The sequence below is a fragment of the Gordonia spumicola genome (assembly GCF_009932475.1).
GTDB classification, from domain to species: domain Bacteria; phylum Actinomycetota; class Actinomycetes; order Mycobacteriales; family Mycobacteriaceae; genus Gordonia; species Gordonia spumicola.
This window is the reverse complement of the sequence record NZ_BJOV01000003.1, coordinates 1,030,118-1,052,771: the sequence shown is the minus strand read 5'-3', so window position 1 is coordinate 1,052,771 and position 22,654 is coordinate 1,030,118. Positions and strand designations below refer to the sequence as shown.

Sequence of the window (22,654 nt, the reverse complement as noted above, 5' to 3'; positions counted from 1 at the left end):
TGCTTCAACTTGCGGAGGAACTGTGACTGACATCCAGAACTACGACGTGGCGATCATCGGCTACGGCCCGACGGGCGTCACGGCGGCCAACCTTCTCGGCCAGCGAGGCCTGAACGTCGTCGTCCTCGAGCGGGACCCGGACATCTACGGACGCGCCCGTGCCATCTCCACCGACGAAGAGGTGATGCGCATCTGGCAGACGGTCGGCCTCGCCGACCGTCTGCAGGAAGACATGCTTCCCGGCGGCACGGTGGCCTTCGTCGATTCGCACGGCAAGCCGTTCGTTCAGGCACAGCCGACATCGCGCGGAGCGGGGCATCCGCCGCAGCAGTTCATCTACCAGCCGGCCGTCGACCAGACGCTTCGCGACGGCGTCGATCGATTCCCCAACGTCACGGTGCTCACCCGCCACGAGTGCCTCAAAGTCAACAACGCCGGGTCGGACGTCGAGGTCCTGGCCGCCGACCTCGCCACCGACGAGTTCGTGCGACTGCGCGCGTCGTTCGTGATCGCGGCCGACGGCGGGTCGTCGGCCATTCGCGGACAACTCGGCATCGGCTACGAAGGGAAGACCTACAGCGAACGCTGGGTGGTCATCGACACCAAGGTCCTCCGCGACTGGGAGGGCAGCTCGCGACTGCGCTTCCACTGCGACCCGGAGCGGCCCACCGTCGATTGCCCGACGCCGCTCGGACATCATCGGTGGGAGTTCCCTGTCCGGGACGGCGAAGACGAGAACCGCCTGGTCACCGACGAAGCGATCTGGGAGGTCCTCCGCAGCCAGGGCATCTCCGACCAGAACGTGGAGATTCTGCGCGCGGTGGTCTACAGCCATCACGTGCGTGTCGCGGAACGGTGGCGAGTGGGTCGAGTGTTCCTCGCGGGTGACGCCGCCCATGCGATGCCGCCGTGGATCGGCCAGGGTATGGCCTCCGGTGTTCGTGATGCGGCCAACCTGTGCTGGAAACTCGCCGGCGTCCTCGACGGCAGTCTGTCCGAGTCGGTCCTGGACAGCTACCAGACCGAGCGCGAACCACACGTGCGTGAGACCACCGACCACGCGGTGTTCGCGGGGAAGACGATCACGGAACGGCGACCGTGGGTCGCGACCCTCCGCAACCGCATCCTCGGAACGCTGGCGAAGGCCCCGGCGTTCGCCCGCTGGCTGGTGGAGAACAAGTGGATCCCCGACGCGCACTACAGCGACGGATTCCTCGGCGACCGAGGCAATCGTGCCCGCGGGTGGCAGATCCCGCAGCCCTGGGTGCTGGACGAGAAGGGCGAGCGCGTGCGGTTGGACGACGTCGTGCGCGGACGCTGGCTGGTCCTCGGACTCGACGACCGAGACGCCCCGCAGTGGCGTTCGGCGGGGGTCGGTCGCCTGCAGATCCTGCCGCCCGGCACGACTCCCGGCCCCGACGCAGTCGTCGACGTCGACGGGGTGTTGACCGAGTGGATGGACAAGCACGCGGCCTCGGTCGTCGCCCTGCGTCCGGACGGGTTCGTGTACACCGCGTCCGATTCCAGCCGATCCCTGCCGAACCCTCCCGCCTCACTGCGCGTCGCCGCCCCGGCCCTCTGACACCGGCCGACTGACGAGAACCCTTCAAGGAGCCACACATGACCCCCACCGATCAGACCTCGCAGACCGTCACGGTCAACGGCGACACCGAGATCTTCTACACCGACGTCGGCGTCGGCGACCCCGTGATCCTGCTGCACGGCGGCGGCCCCGGCGCGTCGGGACTGTCGAACTACTCCCGCAACATCGATGCTCTCGCCGAGCACTTCCGGGTCATCGTCCCGGACATGCCCGGATACGGCGGGAGCAGCAAGAACCTCGCTCAGGGCGACCCGTTCGGCGCACTGGCCGACGCCATCCGCGCGCTGCTCGATCACCTCGACATTACCTCGGCTCATCTCGTCGGCAACTCGTACGGCGGTGCGTGTGCACTGCGTCTGGCGCTCGACACGCCGCACCGCGTCGGCAAGTTGGTCCTGATGGGCCCCGGCGGCGTCGGCACCACGCGCGGCGCCCCGACGAAGGGACTCAACACGCTCCTGAGCTACTACGGCGACTCCGGCCCGAGCCGCGAGAAGCTCGAAGGATTCATCCGCAACTACCTCGTCTACGACGCCGAGTCCGTTCCCGCGTCCGCGATCGACGAGCGGTACCAGGCGTCGATCGACCCCGAGGTGATCGCCAACCCGCCGCTGCGTCGACCGTCCGGCCTCGGTGCGCTGAAGACGCTGTGGAGCATGGACTTCACTCGCGACGATCGGCTGCAGACGCTGCAGACTCGCACCCTGGTCCTGTGGGGTGAGAACGACAAGGTGAACCGACCCGCCGGCGGACAGATGCTGATCGACCGCATGCCGAACGCCGACCTGTTCCTTGCCGCGCGGACCGGGCATTGGATGCAGTGGGAGCGGGCCGATCTGTTCAACCGGCTGGTCACCGACTTCCTCGACGGCACCTACGAGTAGCGGGGTCGCGATGAGATCTGCAATGCCAAGCGCGCCATCGGTGTTCGGAAACGTGCACCTTGGCTATATCGTCATCGAGAGCCAGAAGTTCGCCGAATGGCGTCGCTTCGGGAAAGACGCGATAGGAATGCACCTCGACGAGGTGTCGCCGGATGTCATCAGGTTCCGGCTCGACGACCATCAGGCCAGGTTCATCATCGTGCGCGGCCCCGCCGAGGACGTCGTCGCACTGGGGTGGGAACTCGACGACCACGAGTCGTTCGACGAGATCGTGGGCCGCGTGGTCGATCGTGGGGTGCCCATCATCGACGGCACCGACGACGATGCGGCCGTTCGCGGCGTGGAGCGGCTGATCCGATTCCCTGGGCCGAACGGTATGGCGCAGGAGATATTCACACGTGCGACGGTCACCGACGAGCCCCTGGCGATGACCAACCGCGGCGGCTTCGTCACCGGAGCCTCCGGCATGGGACATGTCGCGATCACCTCCACCAAGCCCCATCAGATGCGCGGTTACTACAACACGGTGTTCGACGCGCGTCTCACCGACTACATCGACGAGACGATCAGCGGCGCCAAGCTCAAGATCCGGTTCCTGCGCGTCAACGAGCGGCATCACTCCATCGCCATCGCCAACGTGCGCGGACTCCCGGTCAATCCGATCCGCACCCGCGTCCAGCATCTCAACATCGAGGTGGCGACACTCGACGACATGACGCAGGCCTACCAGCGCGTCAAGCAGTTGGGCTTCGGCATGGCGCTGTCCGTGGGGCAGCACACCAACGACAAAGAACTGTCGTTCTACGCGCTCACCCCGTCGGGCTTCGAATGGGAGGTCGGCTGGAATCCGATCACCGTCGACGAACGGACGTGGGAACCGAGCACCCACCAGGGAATCAGCATCTGGGGACACACACCCGAAGGGGAGTCCGTCATCGGGTTGCTCGACCACTTCAGGCGTGCGGCGCTGTCGTTGCGCGGCGACGAAGACGTGGTTCCCGCACTCGCGGGTGCCGGGATCGCCGACAACTGACAAGAATGGAGAGGTGACCGATGTCTGATGACGAGCTCAACGACGCGTCTCGACTGCGCTCGACGAACGGAGAAGGGCGGCTGGGGCATTCGGGCGTCTTGTTCGCGATGTGCCTCGCGCTCATCCTGGTGGTCGCCTCGGTAGCCGCGCTGAACCTGGCCCTCCCGGATCTGGCGATCGATCTCGGAGCGAACAACACCGCGCTGACCTGGATCGCAGACGGCTACACCGTGGCTCTGGCCGCGTTGGTGCTGCCGATCGGGGCCGTCGGCGACCGGATCGGTCGACGGACGGTCCTGATATGCGGCGCCGTGGTGTTCGGGCTGGCCTCCCTCGCGGCAGCGTTCGCCGAGTCCACCGAGATGCTGATCGTGTGGCGAGTGGTGATGGGCATCGGCGCCGCGATGATCATGCCGGGCACACTGTCGACGATCACCGCGACCTTCCCGCCCGCGCAACGCAGCAAGGGAGTGGCGATCTGGTCCGGTTTCGCCGCCGCGGGCGCGATCATCGGCATGTTGGCGGCAGGCGCCCTCCTCGAACGCTGGGGATGGCAGTCGATCTTTATCGTCAGTGCGGCGTTCGGCGGCGTCGCCGCACTCGCGGCGATCCTGCTGGCACCCAACACTCGGGAAGACACTCGCCACCGCTTCGACCTCGTCGGAGCGGCGTCGACGACCGTCGCCGTGGGAACTCTCGTCTTCGCGATCATCGAGGGCAATGAGCGCGGCTGGACGACGACCCCGGTGCTGATCTGCGCGGCGGTCTGCGTGCTCGCGCTCGTCGTCTACGCGCTGAAAGGTCTGCGCACCGAGCATCCGCTATTGGATCCGAAACTGTTCGGCAGGGCAGGTTTCCGCGCAGGTGCCATCGTGGTGTTCACCCAGTTCATGGCGGTGTTCGGGTTCTTCTTCGTCGGGTTGCAGTACTTGCAGCTGATCCTCGACTACAGCCCACTGATCGCCGCCGTCGCGTTGATCCCGGTGGCGGCGGTCGTGATGCCCACGTCATCGCTCACGCCGCGGCTCGTGTCCGTGGTCGGGCTGAAGTATGTGATGGTCGTCGGCCTCCTGCTCATCGCGGGCGGCCTGGTGTGGATCTCGCGTCTGCACGCGGACTCTGGCTACGTTCCGTTCCTGGTGGGACTGATCCTCGCGGGCATCGGAATCGGTCTGACCGGGTCGACCGGCACCAGTGCGATCGTCGGTTCGTTGTCGCGGAACCAGCAGGGTGTCGCCTCGGCGATGAACGACACCACTCGCGAGGTCGGGTCGGCCGTGGGCATCGCAGTCATGGGCGGGGTGTTCTCCAGTCAGTACGCGAGTCATCTTCCGGACCTCGCGAGGCTTCCCGCCCAGGCGGCCGAGGCCGTTCGCGATTCGGCCGCGGCAGGTCTGGTCGCGGCCGAACGGATCGGTGGACCGGCCGGTGCGCAACTCGGCGCCGGAGTGCGCGAGGCGTTCATCGACGGCATGTCCGCGGCGCTGATCACCGTCGCGGTGGTGCTTCTGATCGCGGCGATCGGCTGTGCGATCAAGGCGCCGCGACACCCGACCAGTGCTGATGATGCCGAGACACTCGACGGCGACCCGCCTGTTCAGGCCTCATGACCGGCGACGCCGCAGCGACAGACGCACCCATCTGAACCAACGCTCGGCAGACGACGCCGTGCTACCCCTTCCGATCCATAGAGAGAAGTAGATTTCGTGACATCTCACAATTCGTCCACCCCCGGCGAGAACACCATCGACAGCGGTCCGACCCGGAGTGCGGTGAGCCGCCGGTCCCTGCTCATCGGTGCGGGAGCACTGGCCGCGGGCGGGGCCGCAGCAGCGGCGACGGCCGCAGGTCCCGCCGGTGCGGCGCCCGCACCCAAGGGGCGGTACCGCATCGACCTCCATGCGCACTGCCTGCCGCCGGAGTACCGCGAATCGCTCCTGGAGCACGGGCACTACACGATCGGCGGGTACCCGACGCCGCAGTGGTCGCCGGAGTCGGCGATCGACTTCATGGATCGGTGGGGAATCCAAGCTCAGGCGCTCTCCGTCTCCGATCCGGGTGTGTCGTACCTCAAGGGCAAGGACGCCCGCGACATGGCGCGCTACTGCAACACGTACGTGTCGAAGCTGTTCACGAAGTACCCGTCGCGCTTCGGCGCCTTCGCAGTCTTGCCGATGCCAGACGTCGCGGCCTCGATCGCCGAGATGGAGTACGCGCTCGACACGCTCAAGCTCGACGGTGTGGTCCTGCTCAGCGCGTACGACGGCGTCTACCTCGGCGATCCGCGTTTCGAGCCGCTGATGGCGGCGCTCAATCGACGCAAGGCATTCGTGTTCGTGCATCCCGCGGCGATCCCCGACTCCGCCAAGCCGTCGCTTCCGCTCCCGGACTTCCTCGCCGAGTTCACGTTCGACACGACTCGCGCCGCGACGATGATGATCGCGGGCGGCACTCTGCGTCGCTACCCGGGGATCCGTTTCCAGCTCTCGCACGCGGGTGGAACTCTGCCGTTCCTGTCGTGGCGCATCGGCGTCCTCTCCGAGACGCCGGTCGGTTCGCGTTGGCCCGCCGGCGCACCCCGGCCGTCGGCCTTGGACGTCCAGCAACTGATCCGCACGTTCTTCTTCGACACCGCGCTCAGTGCGTCGGAAGCCGCCATGAGGTCGGTGCTCGCGGTGGCGCCGCGATCGCAGATCGTCTTCGGCTCCGACTGGCCGTTCAGCCAGGCGACGTTCCTCGAAGGGGGCGGCGACCCGGCCCCCGGCCTGTCCAGCGTGTTCACCACCGACCAGCGCTACGAGGTGGAACGTCGGAATCCGCTGAAGCAACTGCCTCGACTGCGGTCGGCCGTCGGCTGAGAGGGAAGATCAGTCCTCCGCCGACGCGCCGTCGGGGTCGTGCTCGTCGCGCAGCTCGCGGCCCCTGCGGCGCTGCTCTTCCGCACGTTCGCGGATCGATCGGAGGAAGTCTTCGTCGTCGTCCGGGTTGGCCGGCTTCGACCTGCCCGGGCGTTCGTACTCGGGGTAGCCTGTGGTTCGAGCGGGGGCGGGGGCGCCTTCCGGGCGGCCGACGAGGAACCAGACGAGAGAACCGACGAGCGGTAGCAGGATCACGATGATGAGCCACGCGATCTTCGGCAGATGCCGGACGCGGTACTCCTCGGCCACGACGACGTCGATGAGCGCTATCGCCCAGACCACCAGCACGATCAGACCGAAGTATGGCACCGCACACCCTCCACGAGAAGACGTTCTTGTCCGATAGTGCCATGTATGCCCGGAAAGGAGCGACTCCTCCGGTGTGCTCCGCAGTAGATTCGCCGGCCCGGCGATGATCCAGGGCGTATCGGCCCCCGCGAGTAGTAGCGTGTCGTCGATGTCAGGTCCGTCACGGCGAGTGCTGCGTGCGATGCTGCCCGGTCGAATGTTGAGCCCCGCCGACGAGGTGCGATTCCGGGCGACGTTCGACTCGACCGCCCGGACGTATCGGTCCGAACTGTGGATCGCGCTGATGGTCGGCATGGCGTTGTTGGTCGTCTTCGACAGGGCCTTCTTCGACGCGGCCCACACGCTGACGCACAAGCCCGAACTCATCGTCGTCGGAGTCGTCCTGCCGATGCTCTTGCGCTGGGCGAGTTCTCGGAGCACGCGGGCCGCACGGTGGTCGACGCCGCTGTATGTGACATCGGTGTACCTCGACGTCGCGGTCCTGCTCGCGGTCCGAGTGCAGACGTCCGACGGCGCATTCGAGAGCGTGCCGATGCTGGCTCCGTTGGCCGTGCTGCTGAGTCTGCTCCTTGTGCAGATCCGGTTCGAAGTGCTGGTACCGCTCCTTCTCGTGGGTTTCGCAGGCATCGCCGTCACCGAGTCGTCGCGTTCGGCGTGGACACCGAGCAGCCAGATCGAACTGTTCGCGGCCGCCGTCGTCACGATCATCCCGATCGGGACCGTGTACTCGCATGAGCGGACCCAGCGCACGACGTGGCTGGTCGAGCAGGCGCTGTACGCCGCGGCGCGTACCGACGCGTTGACCGGAGTGGGGAACAGGCTCGCCCTCGACGAGCACCTGTCCGAGATGTCCACGGCCGACACGATCGCCGTCGCCGTGTACGACGTCGACGAATTCAAGCGGTACAACGACGACTTCGGTCATCCGGCGGGCGACGACTGTCTGGCCGCGATCGGAGACGTCCTCGCGTCGAGCACCGGAGCCCGTCCGGCCGAGTTCGCGGCCCGACTCTCGGGTGAGGAGTTCGTCGTCGTGTGGCGCGATATCCCGGCGAGCGAGGTGGTGACCCGGGCCGAGGCTCTCCAGGCCGCCATCGGAGCCATCGAGCCGATGGGTTCCGCGGACAGGCCGGTCACGGTCTCCGCGGGTGTCGTCCTGCCCGTCGACGTCGTCGGACGGCAGCTGTCGGACGTCGTGGCCCTCGCCGACGCGGCCTTGTACAGCGCGAAACAGTCGGGTCGCAATCGGGTGGCGATCGCGGAGACCGGCGTCGCGCGGTCGGAAGACCGACGGCCGTGGACGTTCTCGACCGCGCCCGCCGCCGAGCGTCCCGCCGATGACATCGAGCCACGTGGGCGCGTCTCCGATTCCGCTCCGCGACCGACGAAGCCTGCTTCGTGCACGAGTACGACGCCGTGAACCTGAGACTCCGACGCCTCGTCATGGGCGCGTCCGGGCTGGTCGTGGCCCTGATCTTCCTGGGACAATTCGGCGACTTCCTCACCTCGGCGGATTCGTCCGGACTGTCGCGGGCCGTGCTCGGCGGCGGCATGTTCCCGGCGGCCGCCGTCGGATTCATGAGCACGGTCGTTCCCGCACTTCGCAGGCACTCCACGGCGTTGTACGTCGTGGCGGTCGGAAGCATCCTCGTCGCCCAGATGATCCAGCGGTCGGTGCAGCTGCCGCAGGGCATCGACATGGTGCCGATGCTGTGGCCGCTGACGATGATCTTGAGCATGGCGATCGTCGGCATCCGCTACGCGGTGCTGCTGCCGGTGTCCATCGCCTACCTGACCGCCGTGATCATGGTCGACGTCGCCGTCCTCCCCCTCACCACCTCGCGACTGGTCACCTACGGGACCTGTGTCCTCATGGTCGCCACCACGGTCCGCCTCGCCTACCGAATCGAAGCGTCCGCACGGCGCGGCTGGCTGTCGGCCCGCAAGCTCGACGAACTCGGACGCACCGATGCGCTGACCGGTCTGCCCAACCGGCGCGCGTTCGACGACACGCTCGCCGAGTGGAACGATCTCGCCGCGCTCGTGCTCATCGACGTCGACTGCTTCAAAGCGCTCAACGACGAGCACGGTCACCTCGCGGGTGACGACTTCCTACGCGGTGTCGCCGGTCGGCTGGCCGCACTCGCCGGGCCCGACGTGTTCGCCGCACGCCTCGGCGGCGAGGAGTTCGGCATGCTCGTCCGGCGAGAAACGGCCGACGAGGTCGTGGCGTGCGCCGAATCCGCGCGTGTCGCGGCGTGCGTCGGCCAGCCGTTCACCGCGTCGGCCGGTGTCGCGTTCGCTCCGGGTGAGGACATCGTCGCCCGTGCCGATCGGCAGCTGTACCGTGCCAAGTCTCAGGGACGCGACCGACTGTGCTCCGAACCCGTGAGTGGGAGTCCGGCGCGCGCGACGGTGCTCGACCGTGTCGAGAGTCCGACGGGGTGCGCGGGGACGTTCAACGGGTGAGACGGCCGGTCTCAGCCGCGGCGGGCCTCTCCCAACCAGGCGAGGGCGCCACCGAGCACGATCAGGACGACGTCGGCGGTGAGGGCACCCGCGAAGCCGCCCGGCATCCAGGAGACGAGACCACGGTTGGCGTGGTCGATCAGCACGCGGATCAGACCGTGGACTCCGACGGTCAGGATCACCATCCCCGCGATCTGGAGTGCCAACCATTTGCTCATGCCGCACCTTCCACTCGTCGTTCTTCATCGAACACTACCGAGCGATGTCGTCCGATCGGAGTATGGCTGGACGGTTGAACGGGTGAATTCGTGCAAGAGCGTAGACAGCCCTGGTCGGACGGCCTACATTTACCCAGCAGTTGATCGATTGATCGATTGGCTGTGCGTCTCGACGAGGGGCGACCGGCCGACGACCCGAGTCCGTGGGGGGCTCGGGTCGTCGCCGTTCGAGGCCGCTCACGCCCAGACGTAGCCGTCCGGGTCGACGAAACCGTCCACGTCGGACACCACCGTGAGGCGATGGGAGCCGCTGCCCTCGGCTCCGACCCCGGCGTTCTTCGCAGTCGCCTTCCGGCTCTGCACGGCAAGCGTGATCGCGCCGCCCGCCTCGAACTCCACGTACTTGCGGCCGAAACTCTTCGCGACCGTCAGGCCCTTGCCGACGTAGAACTCCTTGGTGGCGGCAACATCGTCGACGCCGAGGAGCAGCACGATCGAATCGGCCACCCGCGGCGGCGCTCCGGTCGGCTTCTTCTTCGACGACGCGAGTGTCCACACCGTGCCGTCCGGAGCCTCGACCGTGGCTCCGTAACCCCACAGCGACTTCGACGCGGGCTTCACCACCCGGGCCCCCGCGGCGACCGCGGAGTCGAAGAACGAGTCGACGACGGCCGAGTCGGCGACCACGAGCGAGACGGCGAAACCGCGGAAGCCGGACGTCGCCTCGGCGGACTGCTCGACGCGCAGTCGGTCGCCGAGGCCGAACGCCGCGTCGTAGAAGGTGCGGGCCGCGTCGGCGTCGGACGCGGCGATTGTCAGTGCATCGATGTTCGTCATGAGAGCGACGCTACTGGCGGTGCGGAGGGTGACGCTTCTTCAAAACTGACCGATCAGACCATCGTCCGAATCGAGTGGTCTGCGGCTACGATCGGCCCTCATGTCGTCGAATCTTCCCGTCGGGCACCACCTCGACTCCGCCGATCCCGCAGCACTGCTCGCTCATCGCCTCAACCGTCACACCTTTTGGTGCGGGCAGAGCGGGTCGGGCAAGACGTACGCGCTCGGGGTGCTCCTCGAGCAGGTGCTGCTGCACACCGAACTCCCGATCGTCGTCCTCGATCCGAACTCCGACTTCACGAAGCTCGGCGCGGTGCGCGACGACGCTCCGGCGGCGGAGGCCGCCGAACTCGGGGATCGGACGGTTCGCGTCCTGCGACCCGGCGCCTCCGACGATCCGCTCACGGTGCGGTTCGTCGACATGGACATCCGGTCGCGGGCGGCGATCCTGCAACTCGATCCGGTCCGCGACGCCGACGAGTTCAACACCATGATCAGGTCGGCCGCCGCGGGCATCCCGGAGGTCGGGGAGGCGCTCGTCGACTGGCTGCGCAAGAGCGACGACGAGCGGTTCCAGCGGATCGCGGTCCGCCTGGAGAACCTCGGTGTCGCCGACTGGAACCTGTGGGCGTGGGGCGGACGTGACGTGACCGACGTCGTCGCCGAGCGGGCCGACGCCACCGTCGTCGACCTCGGATCGTTCGGCACTCCCGAAGAGCTGCAGGCGGCGGCGCTCGCCGTGCTCGACGACCTGTGGGCGCGACGCGACGAGCGGATCGGCCGCCTCGTGGTGATCGACGAGGCGCACAACCTGTGCATGCCGAATCCGTCGACGCCGCTGGAGAAGCTGCTCACCGACCGGATCGTGCAGATCGCCGCCGAAGGCCGCAAGTACGGGATCTGGCTGCTGCTGTCGACACAACGACCGTCGAAGGTCCATCCCAATGCGCTATCGCAGTGCGACAACCTCGGACTCATGAAGATGAGCTCCGCCCGTGATCTCGCCGAACTCGCGCAGGTCTTCGGGTATGCGCCGCAGGCCCTGCTCGACCGGTCGCCGTCGTTCGCTCAGGGGCAGGTCCTGTTCGCGGGCGGGTTCACGCCGAACGCGCAGATCGTGCAGGTGGCGGCGCGTCTCACGCGGGAGGGCGGGTCGGACGTCGCAGTCCCACTGAGGTGACGGACTGGGACGCGACTCGGCCGTCGGCGGCACGATTTTGACGTTCGTCGACCAAAGAGGGCCGTGTGAGGTGCGGCACTGTGCCACGGTTGCTGTGGGGCAAGCAACTCGTGAGTGAATGAACCCGTTGGACGTCGCAGGCCGTGCGTGACGTCGTGAGTAGAGGGTTCTCAGGTTCCAGTGGCAATCAGTCGTCTTCTGTCGTCGCGGGCGTTCCGCGTCGGCGGCGCCCTCCTCGCGAGTTCCGTCATCATCATGAGCGTCGGGCAGAGCAGCCCGACGCCCGCACGCGACCTGACGGCGTCCGTGGAGACGGCAGCGGCCGCCCTGGAGGAGAGCCCGGCCGCTGCCACACACCCCGCTCTCGAGGACTCGGCCACCGTCGAGTCGCCGACGGACGAGAAGAAGCCCGACTCGGATTCGGACAAGCCGGCCGAGACGACGCCGACGATCACGCCGAAGCCGGCCGACTCGACGTGCGCCGGAGCCGAGAACGCGACGTTCGGGGCCGTCGTCCGGGCCGTCTTCGACTCGTTCACGCCGTATCTGCCCGCCGCGCAGCGCGCCGAGGCCGAGTCGACGAAGGCCTCGGTGCTGGCCGACATGCACAAGCTGGAGATCTCCTCCCTCGCGGTGTCGACGCATCCGCGCGGCCTCGGGGCGTCGGAGAGCGCCCCGATGAACACGCATCGGGACCCGATCTCGCAGTGGATCGTCACCCAGTTGATGAACGTCAAGAACGGCCGCTTCGACCAGCCGATCCACCTCGACAATCTGACCGTCAGCCAGGCGGTCGAGACGGCGTGGCTGTACTTCTACCTCACCGTCCTGGTCCCGACGTCCGTGATCAACGACATCGCGCCGATCCTCTTCACGTCCGGACCGTTCGCCAGTATCACGCTGATCACGATGCCGCTGTCGCTCGGTACGCAGGGCATGGCGCTGCTGTACGGCAAGATCAGCGACGCCATCATCGGCCGGTGCCTGGTGAAGATGACCCCGGAAGAGATGGACCGCGCGGGCAAGCCCGACCCCGACCTGCAGTTCAGCACCGAGGTCCCGGCGATCATCCAGGACATCGCCGACCAGGTCGCCATCGCCGAACCGTCGACCTGCCCGTCCGTCGCCGACCTCTCGCTCGGCCGCATCGTCACCATCACGTCGAAGCAGTTGCAGAAGGACGCGCCCGACGAGAAGACCAAGCAGCGGATCGTCAGCGTCACCTCGGTGCTCGAACGGTTCCTCGGCTCCACTCGGGTGCCGGAGGGGACCGACCCCGGGCCGTCCGAATTCGAGAAGATCATCGACTTCGGGCTCGAGAACGGGTCGTCGGACAGTCCCGAACTGGCGAAGATCCTCGGCGTCGCGAAGGTCCTCGGAAAGGGCGTCGGCCTCGCGCAGACCATCACCCTCGCCGACGTGACCGTCGCGGGCGCGAAGCTCGCCGCCGACATCGCGGCCAAGATCATCACCTTCGTGCTCACGACGGTCGACGCCGCGACGGTGTCGCCGCTGTTCTCGTCGGCCCTCGGCATCGAACTGCTCCCGCACGTCGGCGGTTTCCTCACCACGTACGGACTCAACGTCCTGCTGAACGTGATGTCGTCGCTGTGTCTGGAGATAGAACGGTCCTGAAGCGTTCGATGACGAAAACAGATCGTCATGGTCGGCGAATCGGAACATGGTGATCGGTCGCCCCAATTACCTTTGAGTGTGATGCGGGACATCCCCGCCGCACAACGATGATCAAAGGAAATCCGATCCGATGACCAGCAAGAACTTCGCCAAAGTCCTCGTCGCCAACCGCGGCGAGATCGCGATCCGCGCCTTCCGTGCCGCCTACGAACTCGGCATCGGGACCGTCGCGGTGTTCCCGTACGAGGACCGCAACTCCGGGCACCGCACCAAGGCCGACGAGTCGTACCAGATCGGCGAACCCGGTCACCCCGTCCGGAACTACCTGGACATCGATCTGATCATCGACGCGGCGAAGCAGGCGGGCGCCGACGCGATCTACCCCGGCTACGGCTTCCTCTCGGAGAACCCGGACCTGGCCGCCGCATGCGAAGAGAACGGCATCACGTTCGTCGGCCCGCCGCGCGACGTGCTCGAACTGACGGGCAACAAGGCCCGCGCCATCGCCGCGGCCAAAGCCGCCGGACTGCCCGTGCTGCCGTCGTCGGAGCCGTCGACCGACGTCGACGACCTGCTCCGCGTCGCCGAATCGATGACGTTCCCGATCTTCGTGAAGGCCGTCGCGGGCGGCGGCGGACGCGGGATGCGCCGCGTCGAAGACATCTCGACTCTCCGCGAAGCGATCGAAGCCGCGTCGCGCGAAGCGGAGTCGGCGTTCGGCGACGCGACGGTGTTCCTCGAACAGGCCGTCATCAATCCCCGCCACATCGAGGTGCAGATCCTCGCCGACACCCAAGGCGACGTCATCCACCTCTTCGAACGCGACTGCTCGGTGCAGCGACGTCACCAGAAGGTCGTCGAACTCGCGCCCGCCCCCAACCTCGACCCGGCACTGCGCGAGAAGATCTGCGCCGACGCCGTCGCCTTCGCCAGGCAGATCGGCTACAGCTGTGCGGGCACCGTCGAATTCCTCGTCGACGAGCGCGGTCACCACATGTTCATCGAGATGAACCCGCGCATCCAGGTGGAGCACACGGTCACCGAGGAGATCACCGACGTCGACCTCGTGCAGTCGCAGCTGCGCGTCGCGGCCGGAGCCACCCTCGCTGAGCTGGGACTGAGCCAGGAGTCGATCGTGATCCGCGGCGCGGCGCTGCAGTGCCGCATCACCACCGAAGACCCGGCGAACGGCTTCCGCCCCGACACCGGCCGCATCACCGCCTACCGCAGCCCCGGCGGCGGCGGCATCCGCCTGGACGGCGGGTCCGCGCTCGGTGCCGAGGTCGGAGCCTACTTCGACTCGATGCTGGTGAAGCTCACCTGCCGCGGCCGCGACTTCGAATCGGCCGTCGCCCACGCCCGCCGCGCCGTCACCGAGTTCCGGATTCGCGGCGTCTCCACCAACATCCCGTTCCTGCAGGGCCTGCTCGACGACCCCGATTTCCGCGCCGGTCACGTCACGACGTCGTTCATCGAGGAACGTCCGCATCTGCTCACGTTGAACGCGTCGGCCGACCGCGCGTCGAAGATCCTGTCGTACCTGGCCGACGTGACCGTCAACCTGCCCGACGGTCCGCGGCCGAAGACCGGACGGTCCACCGAGAAGCTGCCCGCCGTCGACCTGTCGGTCCCGCCGCCCGCAGGCTCCCGCCAGCGGCTGCTCGACCTCGGTCCCGACGGCTTCGCGAAAGCACTCCGCGAGCAGTCGGCGCTGGCCGTCACCGACACCACCTTCCGCGACGCCCACCAGTCGTTGCTCGCCACGCGCGTACGGACGTCGAGCCTGACCGCGGTTGCGCCACACGTCGCACGGTTGACGCCGGAACTGCTGTCGATCGAGGCGTGGGGCGGTGCGACGTACGACGTCGCGCTCCGCTTCCTCAAGGAGGACCCGTGGGACCGGCTCGCCCAGCTGCGTGAGGCAGTCCCCAACATCTGCCTCCAGATGCTGCTGCGCGGACGCAACACCGTGGGCTACACCCCGTACCCGGAGTCGGTGACCAGGGCGTTCGTCGCCGAGGCGGCGTCGACCGGCATCGACATCTTCCGCATCTTCGACGCCCTCAACAACGTCGACCAGATGCGTCCGGCGATCGACGCGGTCCGCGAGACCGGCACGACGCTCGCCGAGGTCGCGATGAGCTACACCGGCGACCTCGCGAACCCCGACGAGAAGCTGTACACGCTCGACTACTACCTGCGGCTCGCCGAGCAGATCGTCGACGCGGGCGCGCACGTCCTCGCGATCAAGGACATGGCGGGACTGCTGCGCCCGACGGCGGCGACCAAGCTGGTCACGGCGTTGCGGTCGGAGTTCGATCTGCCGATTCACGTCCACACCCACGACACGCCGGGCGGCCAGCTCGCCACCTACCTCGCCGCATGGCAGGCCGGGGCCGACGCCGTCGACGGCGCCAGCGCGCCGATGTCGGGGACCACCAGCCAGCCGTCGCTGTCGGCGATCGTCGCCGCGGCCGCCCACAGCGACCGCGACACCGGGCTGAACCTGGACAACGTCTGCGATCTGGAGCCGTACTGGGAGGCCCTGCGCAAGGTGTACGTGCCGTTCGAGTCGGGCGTCCCGTCGCCGACCGGCCGCGTCTACACGCACGAGATCCCCGGCGGGCAGCTGTCGAACCTCCGCGCACAGGCGACCGCACTAGGCCTCGCCGACAGGTTCGAGGAGGTCGAGGCCAAATACGCCGCGGCCGACCGTCTCCTCGGACGCCTGGTGAAGGTGACGCCGTCGTCGAAGGTCGTCGGCGACCTCGCCCTCGCGCTCGTCGGCACCGGCGTCGACGTCGACGACTTCGCCGCCGACCCGGCCCGCTACGACATCCCGGACTCGGTGATCGGATTCCTGCGAGGCGAGCTCGGCACGCCCGTCGGCGGCTGGCCCGAACCGTTCCGGACCAAGGCGCTGGCCGGCCGCGCCGAGCCGAAGCCGGAGACCGTGCTGACAGCCGACGACGAAGCCGGCCTGGCGGGCGACTCGGCGACGCGCCGAGCGACGCTCAACCGTCTCCTGTTCCCCGGCCCCACCAGGGAGTACCTGGACCATGTCGAGAAGTACGGCGACACGTCGCGGCTGTCGGCGGGCCAGTTCTTCTACGGCCTGCGCAGCGGCCAGGAGAGCCGCGTCGAACTGTCCAAGGGAGTCAACCTGCTGATCGGGCTCGAGGCGATCTCGGAGCCGGACGAGCACGGCATGCGGACCGTCATGTGCATCCTGAACGGCCAGCTCCGGCCCGTCGCCGCGCGCGACCGGTCGGTGGCGGCGGAGATCCCGGCGGCCGAGAAGGCGGACAAGAACGATCCCGGCCACGTCGCGGCTCCGTTCGCGGGCGTCGTCACGTTGGCGGTCGCCGAGGGCGACACCGTCGAGGCCGGCGGGCAGATCGGCACCATCGAGGCGATGAAGATGGAGGCCGCGATCACGTCCCCGCGTGCGGGCGTGGTGAGTCGTGCCGCGATCACGAAGGTGGCGCAGGTGGAGGCGGGCGATCTGCTGGTGGCGCTGACCGATGAGTGATCGGCGGACCGTCGTCGTGACCGGCGGCAGCGACGGCATCGGTGCGGTCACCTCCCGTGCCCTCGCCGCCGACGGCGTCGACCTGATCGTCGTCGGGCGGTCGGAGACCAAACTGGCGGCCGTCGCAGCCGACACCGGCGCGACCACCTTCAGCGCCGACTTCGGGGTGCTCGACGACGTCCGCGCGCTCGCGGCGCGGATCGCGGAACACACCACGTCGATCGACGTCCTGCTCAACAACGCGGGCGGCACGTTCGACCCCGTCGACCGCACCGTCGACGGGTTCGAGCCGAACTTCCAGATCAATCATCTGGCCGGATTCCTGCTGACCAATCTGCTGCGTGAGCGACTGACGGCGGGCGACGGCGCGCTGGTCGTGAACACGTCGAGCATGGGCAACCTGTTGGGGCGCGTGGATCTGACCGACCTCGACGGGCGACGCCGCGCCGTCGGCCAGCCGCGCGCGTACGGCAGCAGCAAGTTGATGAACATCCTGTTCGCGAAGGGGATCACCCAACGGTGGGCGTCGGACGGCGTGATCGCCGCGGCGGTGCATCCCGGAGTCGTGGCGTCGAGTTTCGGCCGCGACTCGTTCTGGGTGGGGCTCGCGTACCGGACGCCGCTGCGGCATCTCGGCACGATCAGCCCGGAGAAGGGCGCCGAGCCGTTGATCGAACTCGCCAGGCGCGGGGCCGATCCGGCGATCGGCGGCGTCTACTTCAACCGGCATCGAGCCGACGGTCCGCAGTCGAGGCAGGCGCGCGATCAACGGCTGATCGACGGCCTGTGGGAGGAGTCGGCGACGCTCGTCGGACTGGACTGAGCCGGATGTCCCGCCGGATGGGACATCCGCCGGTGGCCGGCCCGTTCGGATGACACGATGGGGACTCCGCCGTCGGAGAAGGAGCCCGCCCATGTCTGCAGTCGTCCCCGCCCGCTACGAAGGCCGCCGCGCCCTGATCACCGGGGCCGGATCCGGCATCGGCCAGGCGACTGTCCTGCGGATACTCGCCGAGGGCGGCACCGTCGTCGCCGCGGACGTCAGCGAGGCAGGCCTCGCCGACACCGTCGGGAAGTCGGGCGGCCACGACCGACTGACGACAGTCGTCGTCGACGTCGCCGACGAGGCGTCGGTGACGGCGGGCGTCGCGGCCGCGCGGAAGGCGCTCGGCGGCATCGACGTGCTGGTCAACGCGGCGGGGATCCTGCGGTCGTCGCGCACCGAGACGACGTCGCTCGCCGATTTCGAGCTCGTGATCCGGGTGAACCTGGTCGGCACGTTCCTGATGATCCGCGAGTCGTTGCCCGCGCTCATCGAGTCCGACGACGCGGCCGTCGTCAACTTCAGCTCCACGTCGGCGATGTTCGCGCATCCGTACATGGCCGCGTACGCGGCGTCGAAGGGCGGCATCCAGTCGATGACGCACGCGCTCGCCGCCGAATACGCCAAGCAGGGGATCCGGTTCACCGCCGTGCAGCCGAGCTCCATCTCGTCGGGCATGACCGACGGCAGCGGAGAGAGCGGACAGAGCCGGGGACCGGGACTCCCGGAGGACGCCGACTTCGGCCTGTTCGCCAAGCTGCTGCCCGCACTCGGCCAGGGCTTCGCGGGCCCCGAGACGGTCGCGGGTGTCGTCGCCATGCTCGCCAGTTCCGACGGTGCGTTCATCACGGGCACCGAGGTCCGCGTCGACGGGGGAACGCACTTCTGATCCCGATCCGGAGGAATGACGACTCGCATTGCTTGACCTTGAGTGTGATCCAGATTATAGCTTATTGCTAGATAGTTAAGCATCAAGCTAAATCGGATCGAGCGCTTGGGAGTCCATCACATGAAAAAACTGCAGGCAGCTGTCGTCGGCGGAGGCGTGGGCGGTCTGACCGCCGCGGCCGCGCTCCTCCGGTCGGGTGTCGACGTGACCGTGTACGAACAGTCGTCCGGCTTCTCACGCGTCGGTGCGGACGTCAATCTCACGCCCAATGCGGTCAAGGCCCTCGACGGTCTCGGCGGCGGGGTCGGGGACTGGCTGCGCGCTCACGGCGGCCACCCGCAGTTCCGGCTGAGCCGAATGTGGGACACCGGCGAGGAGACCTCGAGGGTCGCGCTCGGCGACGACGCCCGAGAGCGATACGGTGCGCCGCAGCTCACGGTCCATCGCGGAGACCTCATGTCGGCCCTCGAGCGGGAGCTCCCCGCCGGCGTCATCGAACTCGGCAGACGACTCGACTCGATCGAGGACGGCGCGGAAGGCGTCCGGCTCCGGTTCGCCGACGGCTCCGATTCTCGCGCCGACGTCGTCATCGGTGCGGACGGCATTCACTCGCGTGTGCGCCATGCGCTGTTCGGGCCCGATGAACCCGAGTTCACCGGCATCGTCGCGTTCCGCGCGGTGATCCCGAGCGATGCGGTCGCCGGCGTGCCCAACGCCGACTGCTTCACCAAGTGGTGGGGACCGGACCCCGCCACGCAGATCGTGACCTTTCCGCTCGGCCTCGACGAGGTGTTCGTCTTCGCGACGGTCGGCCAGACCGCGTGGACGGAGGAGTCGTGGACCACGCCCGGAAGCATCGACGAACTCCGGTCCCTTTACGTGGACTTCCATCCCGAGGCGCGGACGCTTCTCGACCGATGTGACGGTGTGCTCAAGTCGGCGCTCTACGTCCGACCTCCGTTGCCTGCCTGGAGTGGGGATCGTGCGGTGCTCCTCGGTGACGCGTGCCACCCGATGACGCCGTTCATGGCTCAGGGCGCGGGACAGGCGTGCGAGGACGCCGTGGTGTTGGCCCGATGTCTCGCCGAATTCGACGATCCGTCGACGGCGTTCTCTCGGTACGAGGCGACGCGGAAGCCGCGTGCCTCGAGGATTCAAGCATCGTCCCGCGACAACAACTGGCTTCGCACCGCGGGTGGGGGCGACTGGGTGTACGGCTACGACGCCTGGTCGACGTCACTCGACGCATCAGAGGTGTGAGCGGAGCTCTTTCTGCGAATCCTTGTGATCCACTCAACACTTGAGCTATAAATAATTGAGACCTAAGGCACTAGCCTTCCTTCCTCCCTCAGAGTCCCAACAGCCTAGGAGCACTCACATGGAGACTTCCACCCTCGACGCCGGCCGCGCGGCAGATGCGATCAACGCGCGCATGGAGCGTCTGCCGATGAGTCGATGGCACGTCAAAGCGCGTGTCATCGTCGGAGCCGTCACCTTCTTCGACGGCTTCGACCAGCTCATGATCGCCTACTCGCTGCCCGATCTCCCGACGGCCTGGAACCTCACGTCGACGATGATCGCCTGGGTCATCGCGGTCGGCGGACTCGGCATGTTGTTCGGTGCGCTCGGCGGCGGCTGGCTGGCCGACCGGGTCGGCCGACTGCGCGTCATCGAGATCTCGCTCGTCGTCTACGCGGTCGCCAGCCTCGGCATGGCGTTCACCCATTCGCTCGTCGTCTTCATGATCCTGCGATTCATCCAAGGTCTCGGCCTCGGGGCCGAGGTGCCGGTAGCCGCGGCCTACATCGGCGAGATCGCCAAGGCGCACGGTCGCGGGCGATTCGTCCTGCTGTACGAGACGATCTTCCCGGTCGGCCTCGTGGTGTCGGCGGTGGTCTCGGCGTGGATCGTGCCGAACTACGGCTACCAGATCCTCTTTGCACTCGGCGCGCTGCCCGTTCTGCTCGTCCCGCTCCTCCACCGACTTCCCGAGTCGCCGCGGTGGCTCGCCGCGCGTGGCCGGTTCGATGAGGCCGAAGCGTCCGTATCCATCATCGAAGCCGATGTGCGCTCGCGCGGGATCGAACTGACGGAGCCTCGACCGACGGTCGACGACCCGGCGGTGGTCCGCAAGGCTCGCTTCCGCGAGCTCTTCGAAGGCATCTACCTGCGCCGCACGCTGATGCTCGCCTCGATCTGGCTCTGCGCGTACTTCGTCAACTACGGTATCGCCTCCTGGCTGCCGACCCTGTACCGCAAGCACTTCGGGGTCAGCACCGAGACCGCGCTCCACTACAGCGTCTTCACCACCGTCGCCGGTCTGATCGGCTGCCTCCTGATCGCCTTCCTGATCGACGGACTCGGCCGACGCCTGTGCATCGCCACCGCGATGGCCCTGTGCGCTTTGACGCTGGGACTGCTCGCCGGCTTCGGAACCAACACCGAGACGGCCGTCCTGGCCTGGTCCGCCTCCGCGGCGCTGCTCGTGTTCGCCGTCAACATGGCGCTGTACGTCTACACCGCCGAGCTCTACCCGACCCGCATGCGTGCCATGGGTGCGGCGTTCGGCGGAGCCGCAGGTCGGCTCGGCATCGTCGTCGGACCGCTGCTCGTCGGCTGGATCCTCGACCACGGCGGGTCGCTGAGCTGGGTGTTCGGCGCGTTCGCGGTCGTCGCGGGGATCGGTGCGATCGTCGTCGCCCTGTTCGCCGTCGAGACCAAGGAACTCACCCTCGAGGAGATCTCCAAATGAGGCCCGACTTCACCCCGATCCCCGACGAGGCGTTCGTCGGAGGCAAGTGGGTCCAGGTGTCCGGACCCGCGTCGGAGATCGTCGACCCGGCGACGGGGCGTGTGTTGCAGACCATCTCGCAGTCCACCGCCGACGATGTCGACGCCGCGGTCGCCGCGGGTGCCGCGGCAGCGGCCGATCCCGACTGGCGACGGATGGCTCCGCACCGCCGCGCGGCATTCCTGCGGCGCCTCGGCGACCTCGTCGAACGCGATGCGGACCGGCTCGCCACGCTTCAGACGTTCAACACCGGCAAGTCGATCGCGGAGACGCGTGCACTGGCCGCGAGTGCGGCGGGGACGTTCCGGTACTTCGCGTCCGTCCTCGAGACGTACGACGAGTCGATGACGGCGCCGCGCGGCGACTACCGGACGTGGGTGCAACACGAGCCCGTCGGCGTCGTCGGAGCGATCGCGCCCTGGAACTCGCCGATCGCGTCGGACGCGCAGAAGCTCGCGCCCGCCCTCGCTGCGGGCAACGCCGTGGTGCTCAAACCGGCCGAGTGGACGCCGCTGGTGTCGCTGGCCCTCGCTCGACTGATCGAGGAGGCGGGGATCCCCGCCGGTCTGGTGTCCGTGCTGCCGGGGCGGGGGTCCGTCGTCGGAGACGCGATCGTCAGGCATCCCGGAGTCGGCAAAGTGAGCTTCACCGGCGGGACGTCCACCGGCAGGGGACTGGCCCATCAGGCGGCCGAGAAGCTCATGCCGGTCTCGTTGGAGCTCGGCGGGAAGTCGCCGACCGTGGTCCTCGACGACGCGGACGTCGACCAGGCGGTCGCGGGTGTGATGTACGGGATCTTCTCGTCGTCCGGTCAGAGCTGTGTCGCGGGCTCCCGGCTGTTCGTGCACGACTCCCTCTACGAGACGTTCATGGACAAGCTCGTCGCGTGCACGGAGGCGCTGCCGGTGGGCGACGGTTTCGACCCGGCGACACGAGTGGGGCCGCTGGTCCATCGCAGGCATCGCGACAGCGTCGCGGCGTACGTCGACTCCGCACGTGTCGACGGCGGCCGGATCAGATGCGGCGGTCGCGCCCCCGATGATCCCGCGCTCGCGGACGGTGCGTACTACCTGCCGACCGTCGTCGACGGGCTCGATGCCGACGCGAAGGTGTCGCGCGAGGAGATCTTCGGTCCGGTGCTGGTCGCGTTCGGATTCTCCGACGAGGACGACCTGGTCCGGAAGGCGAACGACAGCGTGTACGGCCTCGCCGCGGGCATCTGGACGAGAGACTACCGACGGGCACTGCGGCTGGCCGACCGACTGGAGGCAGGCAACGTCTGGATCAACACGTACAAGGCGTTCTCCATCTCCACGCCGTTCGGCGGCATCAAGGAGAGCGGACTCGGCACCGAGAAGGGTCGGGAGGGCATCGCGGCGTACTCCCGGGTGAAGAGCGTCTACCTGGGGCTCGATCCGGAACCGAACCCGTGGGCGGGCCTCGGCGACGCATAGCGCCGCCCGTCACTGTCGAAAATATTCGTGAAACACTTCACACCGTAATACTTGAGCGCTGAACTACTAATCGTAAAGA

General features: G+C 67.9%; 18 protein-coding genes. 15 read left to right on the top strand and 3 right to left on the bottom strand.

The features are described 5' to 3' along the window. The first annotated feature begins 22 nt into the window (after nt 1–22). The 5 genes from GYB83_RS10995 to GYB83_RS10975 all read left to right on the top strand — a co-directional run bounded on the left by GYB83_RS10995 (nt 23) and on the right by GYB83_RS10975 (nt 6,378). Nucleotides 23–1,582, top strand: a complete 1,560-nt coding sequence (locus GYB83_RS10995; RefSeq protein ID WP_161895515.1) for a bifunctional 3-(3-hydroxy-phenyl)propionate/3-hydroxycinnamic acid hydroxylase — start codon at nt 23–25, stop codon at nt 1,580–1,582. A gap of 38 nt (nt 1,583–1,620) precedes the next feature. Further along, nucleotides 1,621–2,487, top strand: a complete 867-nt coding sequence (locus tag GYB83_RS10990; protein ID WP_161895514.1) for an alpha/beta fold hydrolase — start codon at nt 1,621–1,623, stop codon at nt 2,485–2,487. Nucleotides 2,488–2,509: 22 nt separating this feature from the next. Continuing rightward, nucleotides 2,510–3,520 carry a VOC family protein gene (locus GYB83_RS10985; protein ID WP_161895513.1) on the top strand — a complete coding sequence of 337 codons (1,011 nt, stop codon included), beginning with the start codon at nt 2,510–2,512 and terminating at the stop codon, nt 3,518–3,520. Between the two features lie 20 nt (nt 3,521–3,540). After that, nucleotides 3,541–5,130, top strand: coding sequence for an MFS transporter (locus GYB83_RS10980; RefSeq protein WP_161895512.1), 1,590 nt, complete (start codon nt 3,541–3,543; stop codon nt 5,128–5,130). A 96-nt stretch (nt 5,131–5,226) separates the two neighbouring features. After that, on the top strand, nt 5,227–6,378 hold the full coding sequence (locus tag GYB83_RS10975; RefSeq protein ID WP_228461392.1) for an amidohydrolase family protein: 1,152 nt from the start codon (nt 5,227–5,229) through the stop codon (nt 6,376–6,378). A 9-nt stretch (nt 6,379–6,387) separates the two neighbouring features. On the opposite strand, the gene GYB83_RS10970 is transcribed toward GYB83_RS10975, so the two are convergent. Continuing rightward, nucleotides 6,388–6,747: a PLD nuclease N-terminal domain-containing protein gene (locus GYB83_RS10970; RefSeq protein ID WP_161895511.1), complete on the bottom strand. Its 360-nt coding sequence runs from the start codon at nt 6,745–6,747 to the stop codon at nt 6,388–6,390. A 148-nt stretch (nt 6,748–6,895) separates the two neighbouring features. Here GYB83_RS10970 and GYB83_RS10965 point away from each other — a divergent pair, with 148 nt between their 5' ends. Together GYB83_RS10965 and GYB83_RS10960 are read left to right on the top strand one after the other, a co-directional pair. Next, the gene (locus GYB83_RS10965) at nt 6,896–8,167 is read left to right on the top strand and encodes a GGDEF domain-containing protein (RefSeq protein ID WP_161895510.1); all 1,272 of its coding nucleotides are present in this window, start codon (nt 6,896–6,898) and stop codon (nt 8,165–8,167) included. Next, on the top strand, nt 8,146–9,216 hold the full coding sequence (locus GYB83_RS10960; protein ID WP_161895509.1) for a GGDEF domain-containing protein: 1,071 nt from the start codon (nt 8,146–8,148) through the stop codon (nt 9,214–9,216). The genes GYB83_RS10965 and GYB83_RS10960 overlap by 22 nt, the downstream gene beginning before the upstream one ends. A gap of 11 nt (nt 9,217–9,227) precedes the next feature. Here the strand turns inward: GYB83_RS10960 and GYB83_RS10955 are convergent, their stop codons facing one another. Both GYB83_RS10955 and GYB83_RS10950 read right to left on the bottom strand, forming a co-directional pair. Continuing rightward, complete coding sequence (locus tag GYB83_RS10955) at nt 9,228–9,434, bottom strand: hypothetical protein (protein WP_161895508.1); 207 nt, start codon at nt 9,432–9,434, stop codon at nt 9,228–9,230. Nucleotides 9,435–9,671: 237 nt separating this feature from the next. Then, nucleotides 9,672–10,271 (bottom strand): VOC family protein, encoded by a 600-nt coding sequence (locus GYB83_RS10950; protein WP_161895507.1) that lies wholly within the window; start codon nt 10,269–10,271, stop codon nt 9,672–9,674. Between the two features lie 100 nt (nt 10,272–10,371). Here GYB83_RS10950 and GYB83_RS10945 point away from each other — a divergent pair, with 100 nt between their 5' ends. From GYB83_RS10945 to GYB83_RS10910, 8 genes are all read left to right on the top strand, one after another. Further along, complete coding sequence (locus GYB83_RS10945; RefSeq protein WP_161895506.1) at nt 10,372–11,451, top strand: ATP-binding protein; 1,080 nt, start codon at nt 10,372–10,374, stop codon at nt 11,449–11,451. Between the two features lie 180 nt (nt 11,452–11,631). Further along, nucleotides 11,632–13,086, top strand: coding sequence for a hypothetical protein (locus GYB83_RS10940; protein ID WP_161895505.1), 1,455 nt, complete (start codon nt 11,632–11,634; stop codon nt 13,084–13,086). A 130-nt stretch (nt 13,087–13,216) separates the two neighbouring features. After that, nucleotides 13,217–16,618, top strand: coding sequence for a pyruvate carboxylase (locus tag GYB83_RS10935; RefSeq protein WP_161895504.1), 3,402 nt, complete (start codon nt 13,217–13,219; stop codon nt 16,616–16,618). After that, nucleotides 16,611–17,441, top strand: coding sequence for an SDR family NAD(P)-dependent oxidoreductase (locus GYB83_RS10930; RefSeq protein WP_161895503.1), 831 nt, complete (start codon nt 16,611–16,613; stop codon nt 17,439–17,441). The genes GYB83_RS10935 and GYB83_RS10930 overlap by 8 nt, the downstream gene beginning before the upstream one ends. A gap of 91 nt (nt 17,442–17,532) precedes the next feature. Beyond that, the gene (locus GYB83_RS10925; RefSeq protein ID WP_161895502.1) at nt 17,533–18,330 is read left to right on the top strand and encodes an SDR family NAD(P)-dependent oxidoreductase; all 798 of its coding nucleotides are present in this window, start codon (nt 17,533–17,535) and stop codon (nt 18,328–18,330) included. A gap of 120 nt (nt 18,331–18,450) precedes the next feature. Beyond that, nucleotides 18,451–19,590, top strand: a complete 1,140-nt coding sequence (locus GYB83_RS10920; protein ID WP_161895501.1) for an FAD-dependent monooxygenase — start codon at nt 18,451–18,453, stop codon at nt 19,588–19,590. Between the two features lie 118 nt (nt 19,591–19,708). Then, the gene (locus GYB83_RS10915; RefSeq protein ID WP_161895500.1) at nt 19,709–21,082 is read left to right on the top strand and encodes an MFS transporter; all 1,374 of its coding nucleotides are present in this window, start codon (nt 19,709–19,711) and stop codon (nt 21,080–21,082) included. Continuing rightward, on the top strand, nt 21,079–22,575 hold the full coding sequence (locus tag GYB83_RS10910) for an aldehyde dehydrogenase (protein WP_161895499.1): 1,497 nt from the start codon (nt 21,079–21,081) through the stop codon (nt 22,573–22,575). Before GYB83_RS10915 ends, GYB83_RS10910 begins: the two co-directional genes overlap by 4 nt. The last annotated feature ends 79 nt before the right edge of the window (nt 22,576–22,654 follow it).

Bases quoted from the DNA above. Each gene is read 5' to 3' on its own strand.
- GYB83_RS10990 (WP_161895514.1), top strand. From the start codon at position 1,621: ATGACCCCCACCGATCAGACCTCGCAGACCGTCACGGTCAACGGCGAC.
- GYB83_RS10985 (WP_161895513.1), top strand. From the start codon at position 2,510: ATGCCAAGCGCGCCATCGGTGTTCGGAAACGTGCACCTTGGCTATATC.
- GYB83_RS10980 (WP_161895512.1), top strand. From the start codon at position 3,541: ATGTCTGATGACGAGCTCAACGACGCGTCTCGACTGCGCTCGACGAAC.
- GYB83_RS10965 (WP_161895510.1), top strand. From the start codon at position 6,896: ATGTCAGGTCCGTCACGGCGAGTGCTGCGTGCGATGCTGCCCGGTCGA.
- GYB83_RS10955 (WP_161895508.1), bottom strand. From the start codon at position 9,434: ATGAGCAAATGGTTGGCACTCCAGATCGCGGGGATGGTGATCCTGACC.
- GYB83_RS10950 (WP_161895507.1), bottom strand. From the start codon at position 10,271: ATGACGAACATCGATGCACTGACAATCGCCGCGTCCGACGCCGACGCG.
- GYB83_RS10945 (WP_161895506.1), top strand. From the start codon at position 10,372: ATGTCGTCGAATCTTCCCGTCGGGCACCACCTCGACTCCGCCGATCCC.
- GYB83_RS10935 (WP_161895504.1), top strand. From the start codon at position 13,217: ATGACCAGCAAGAACTTCGCCAAAGTCCTCGTCGCCAACCGCGGCGAG.
- GYB83_RS10930 (WP_161895503.1), top strand. From the start codon at position 16,611: ATGAGTGATCGGCGGACCGTCGTCGTGACCGGCGGCAGCGACGGCATC.
- GYB83_RS10925 (WP_161895502.1), top strand. From the start codon at position 17,533: ATGTCTGCAGTCGTCCCCGCCCGCTACGAAGGCCGCCGCGCCCTGATC.
- GYB83_RS10920 (WP_161895501.1), top strand. From the start codon at position 18,451: ATGAAAAAACTGCAGGCAGCTGTCGTCGGCGGAGGCGTGGGCGGTCTG.
- GYB83_RS10915 (WP_161895500.1), top strand. From the start codon at position 19,709: ATGGAGACTTCCACCCTCGACGCCGGCCGCGCGGCAGATGCGATCAAC.
- GYB83_RS10910 (WP_161895499.1), top strand. From the start codon at position 21,079: ATGAGGCCCGACTTCACCCCGATCCCCGACGAGGCGTTCGTCGGAGGC.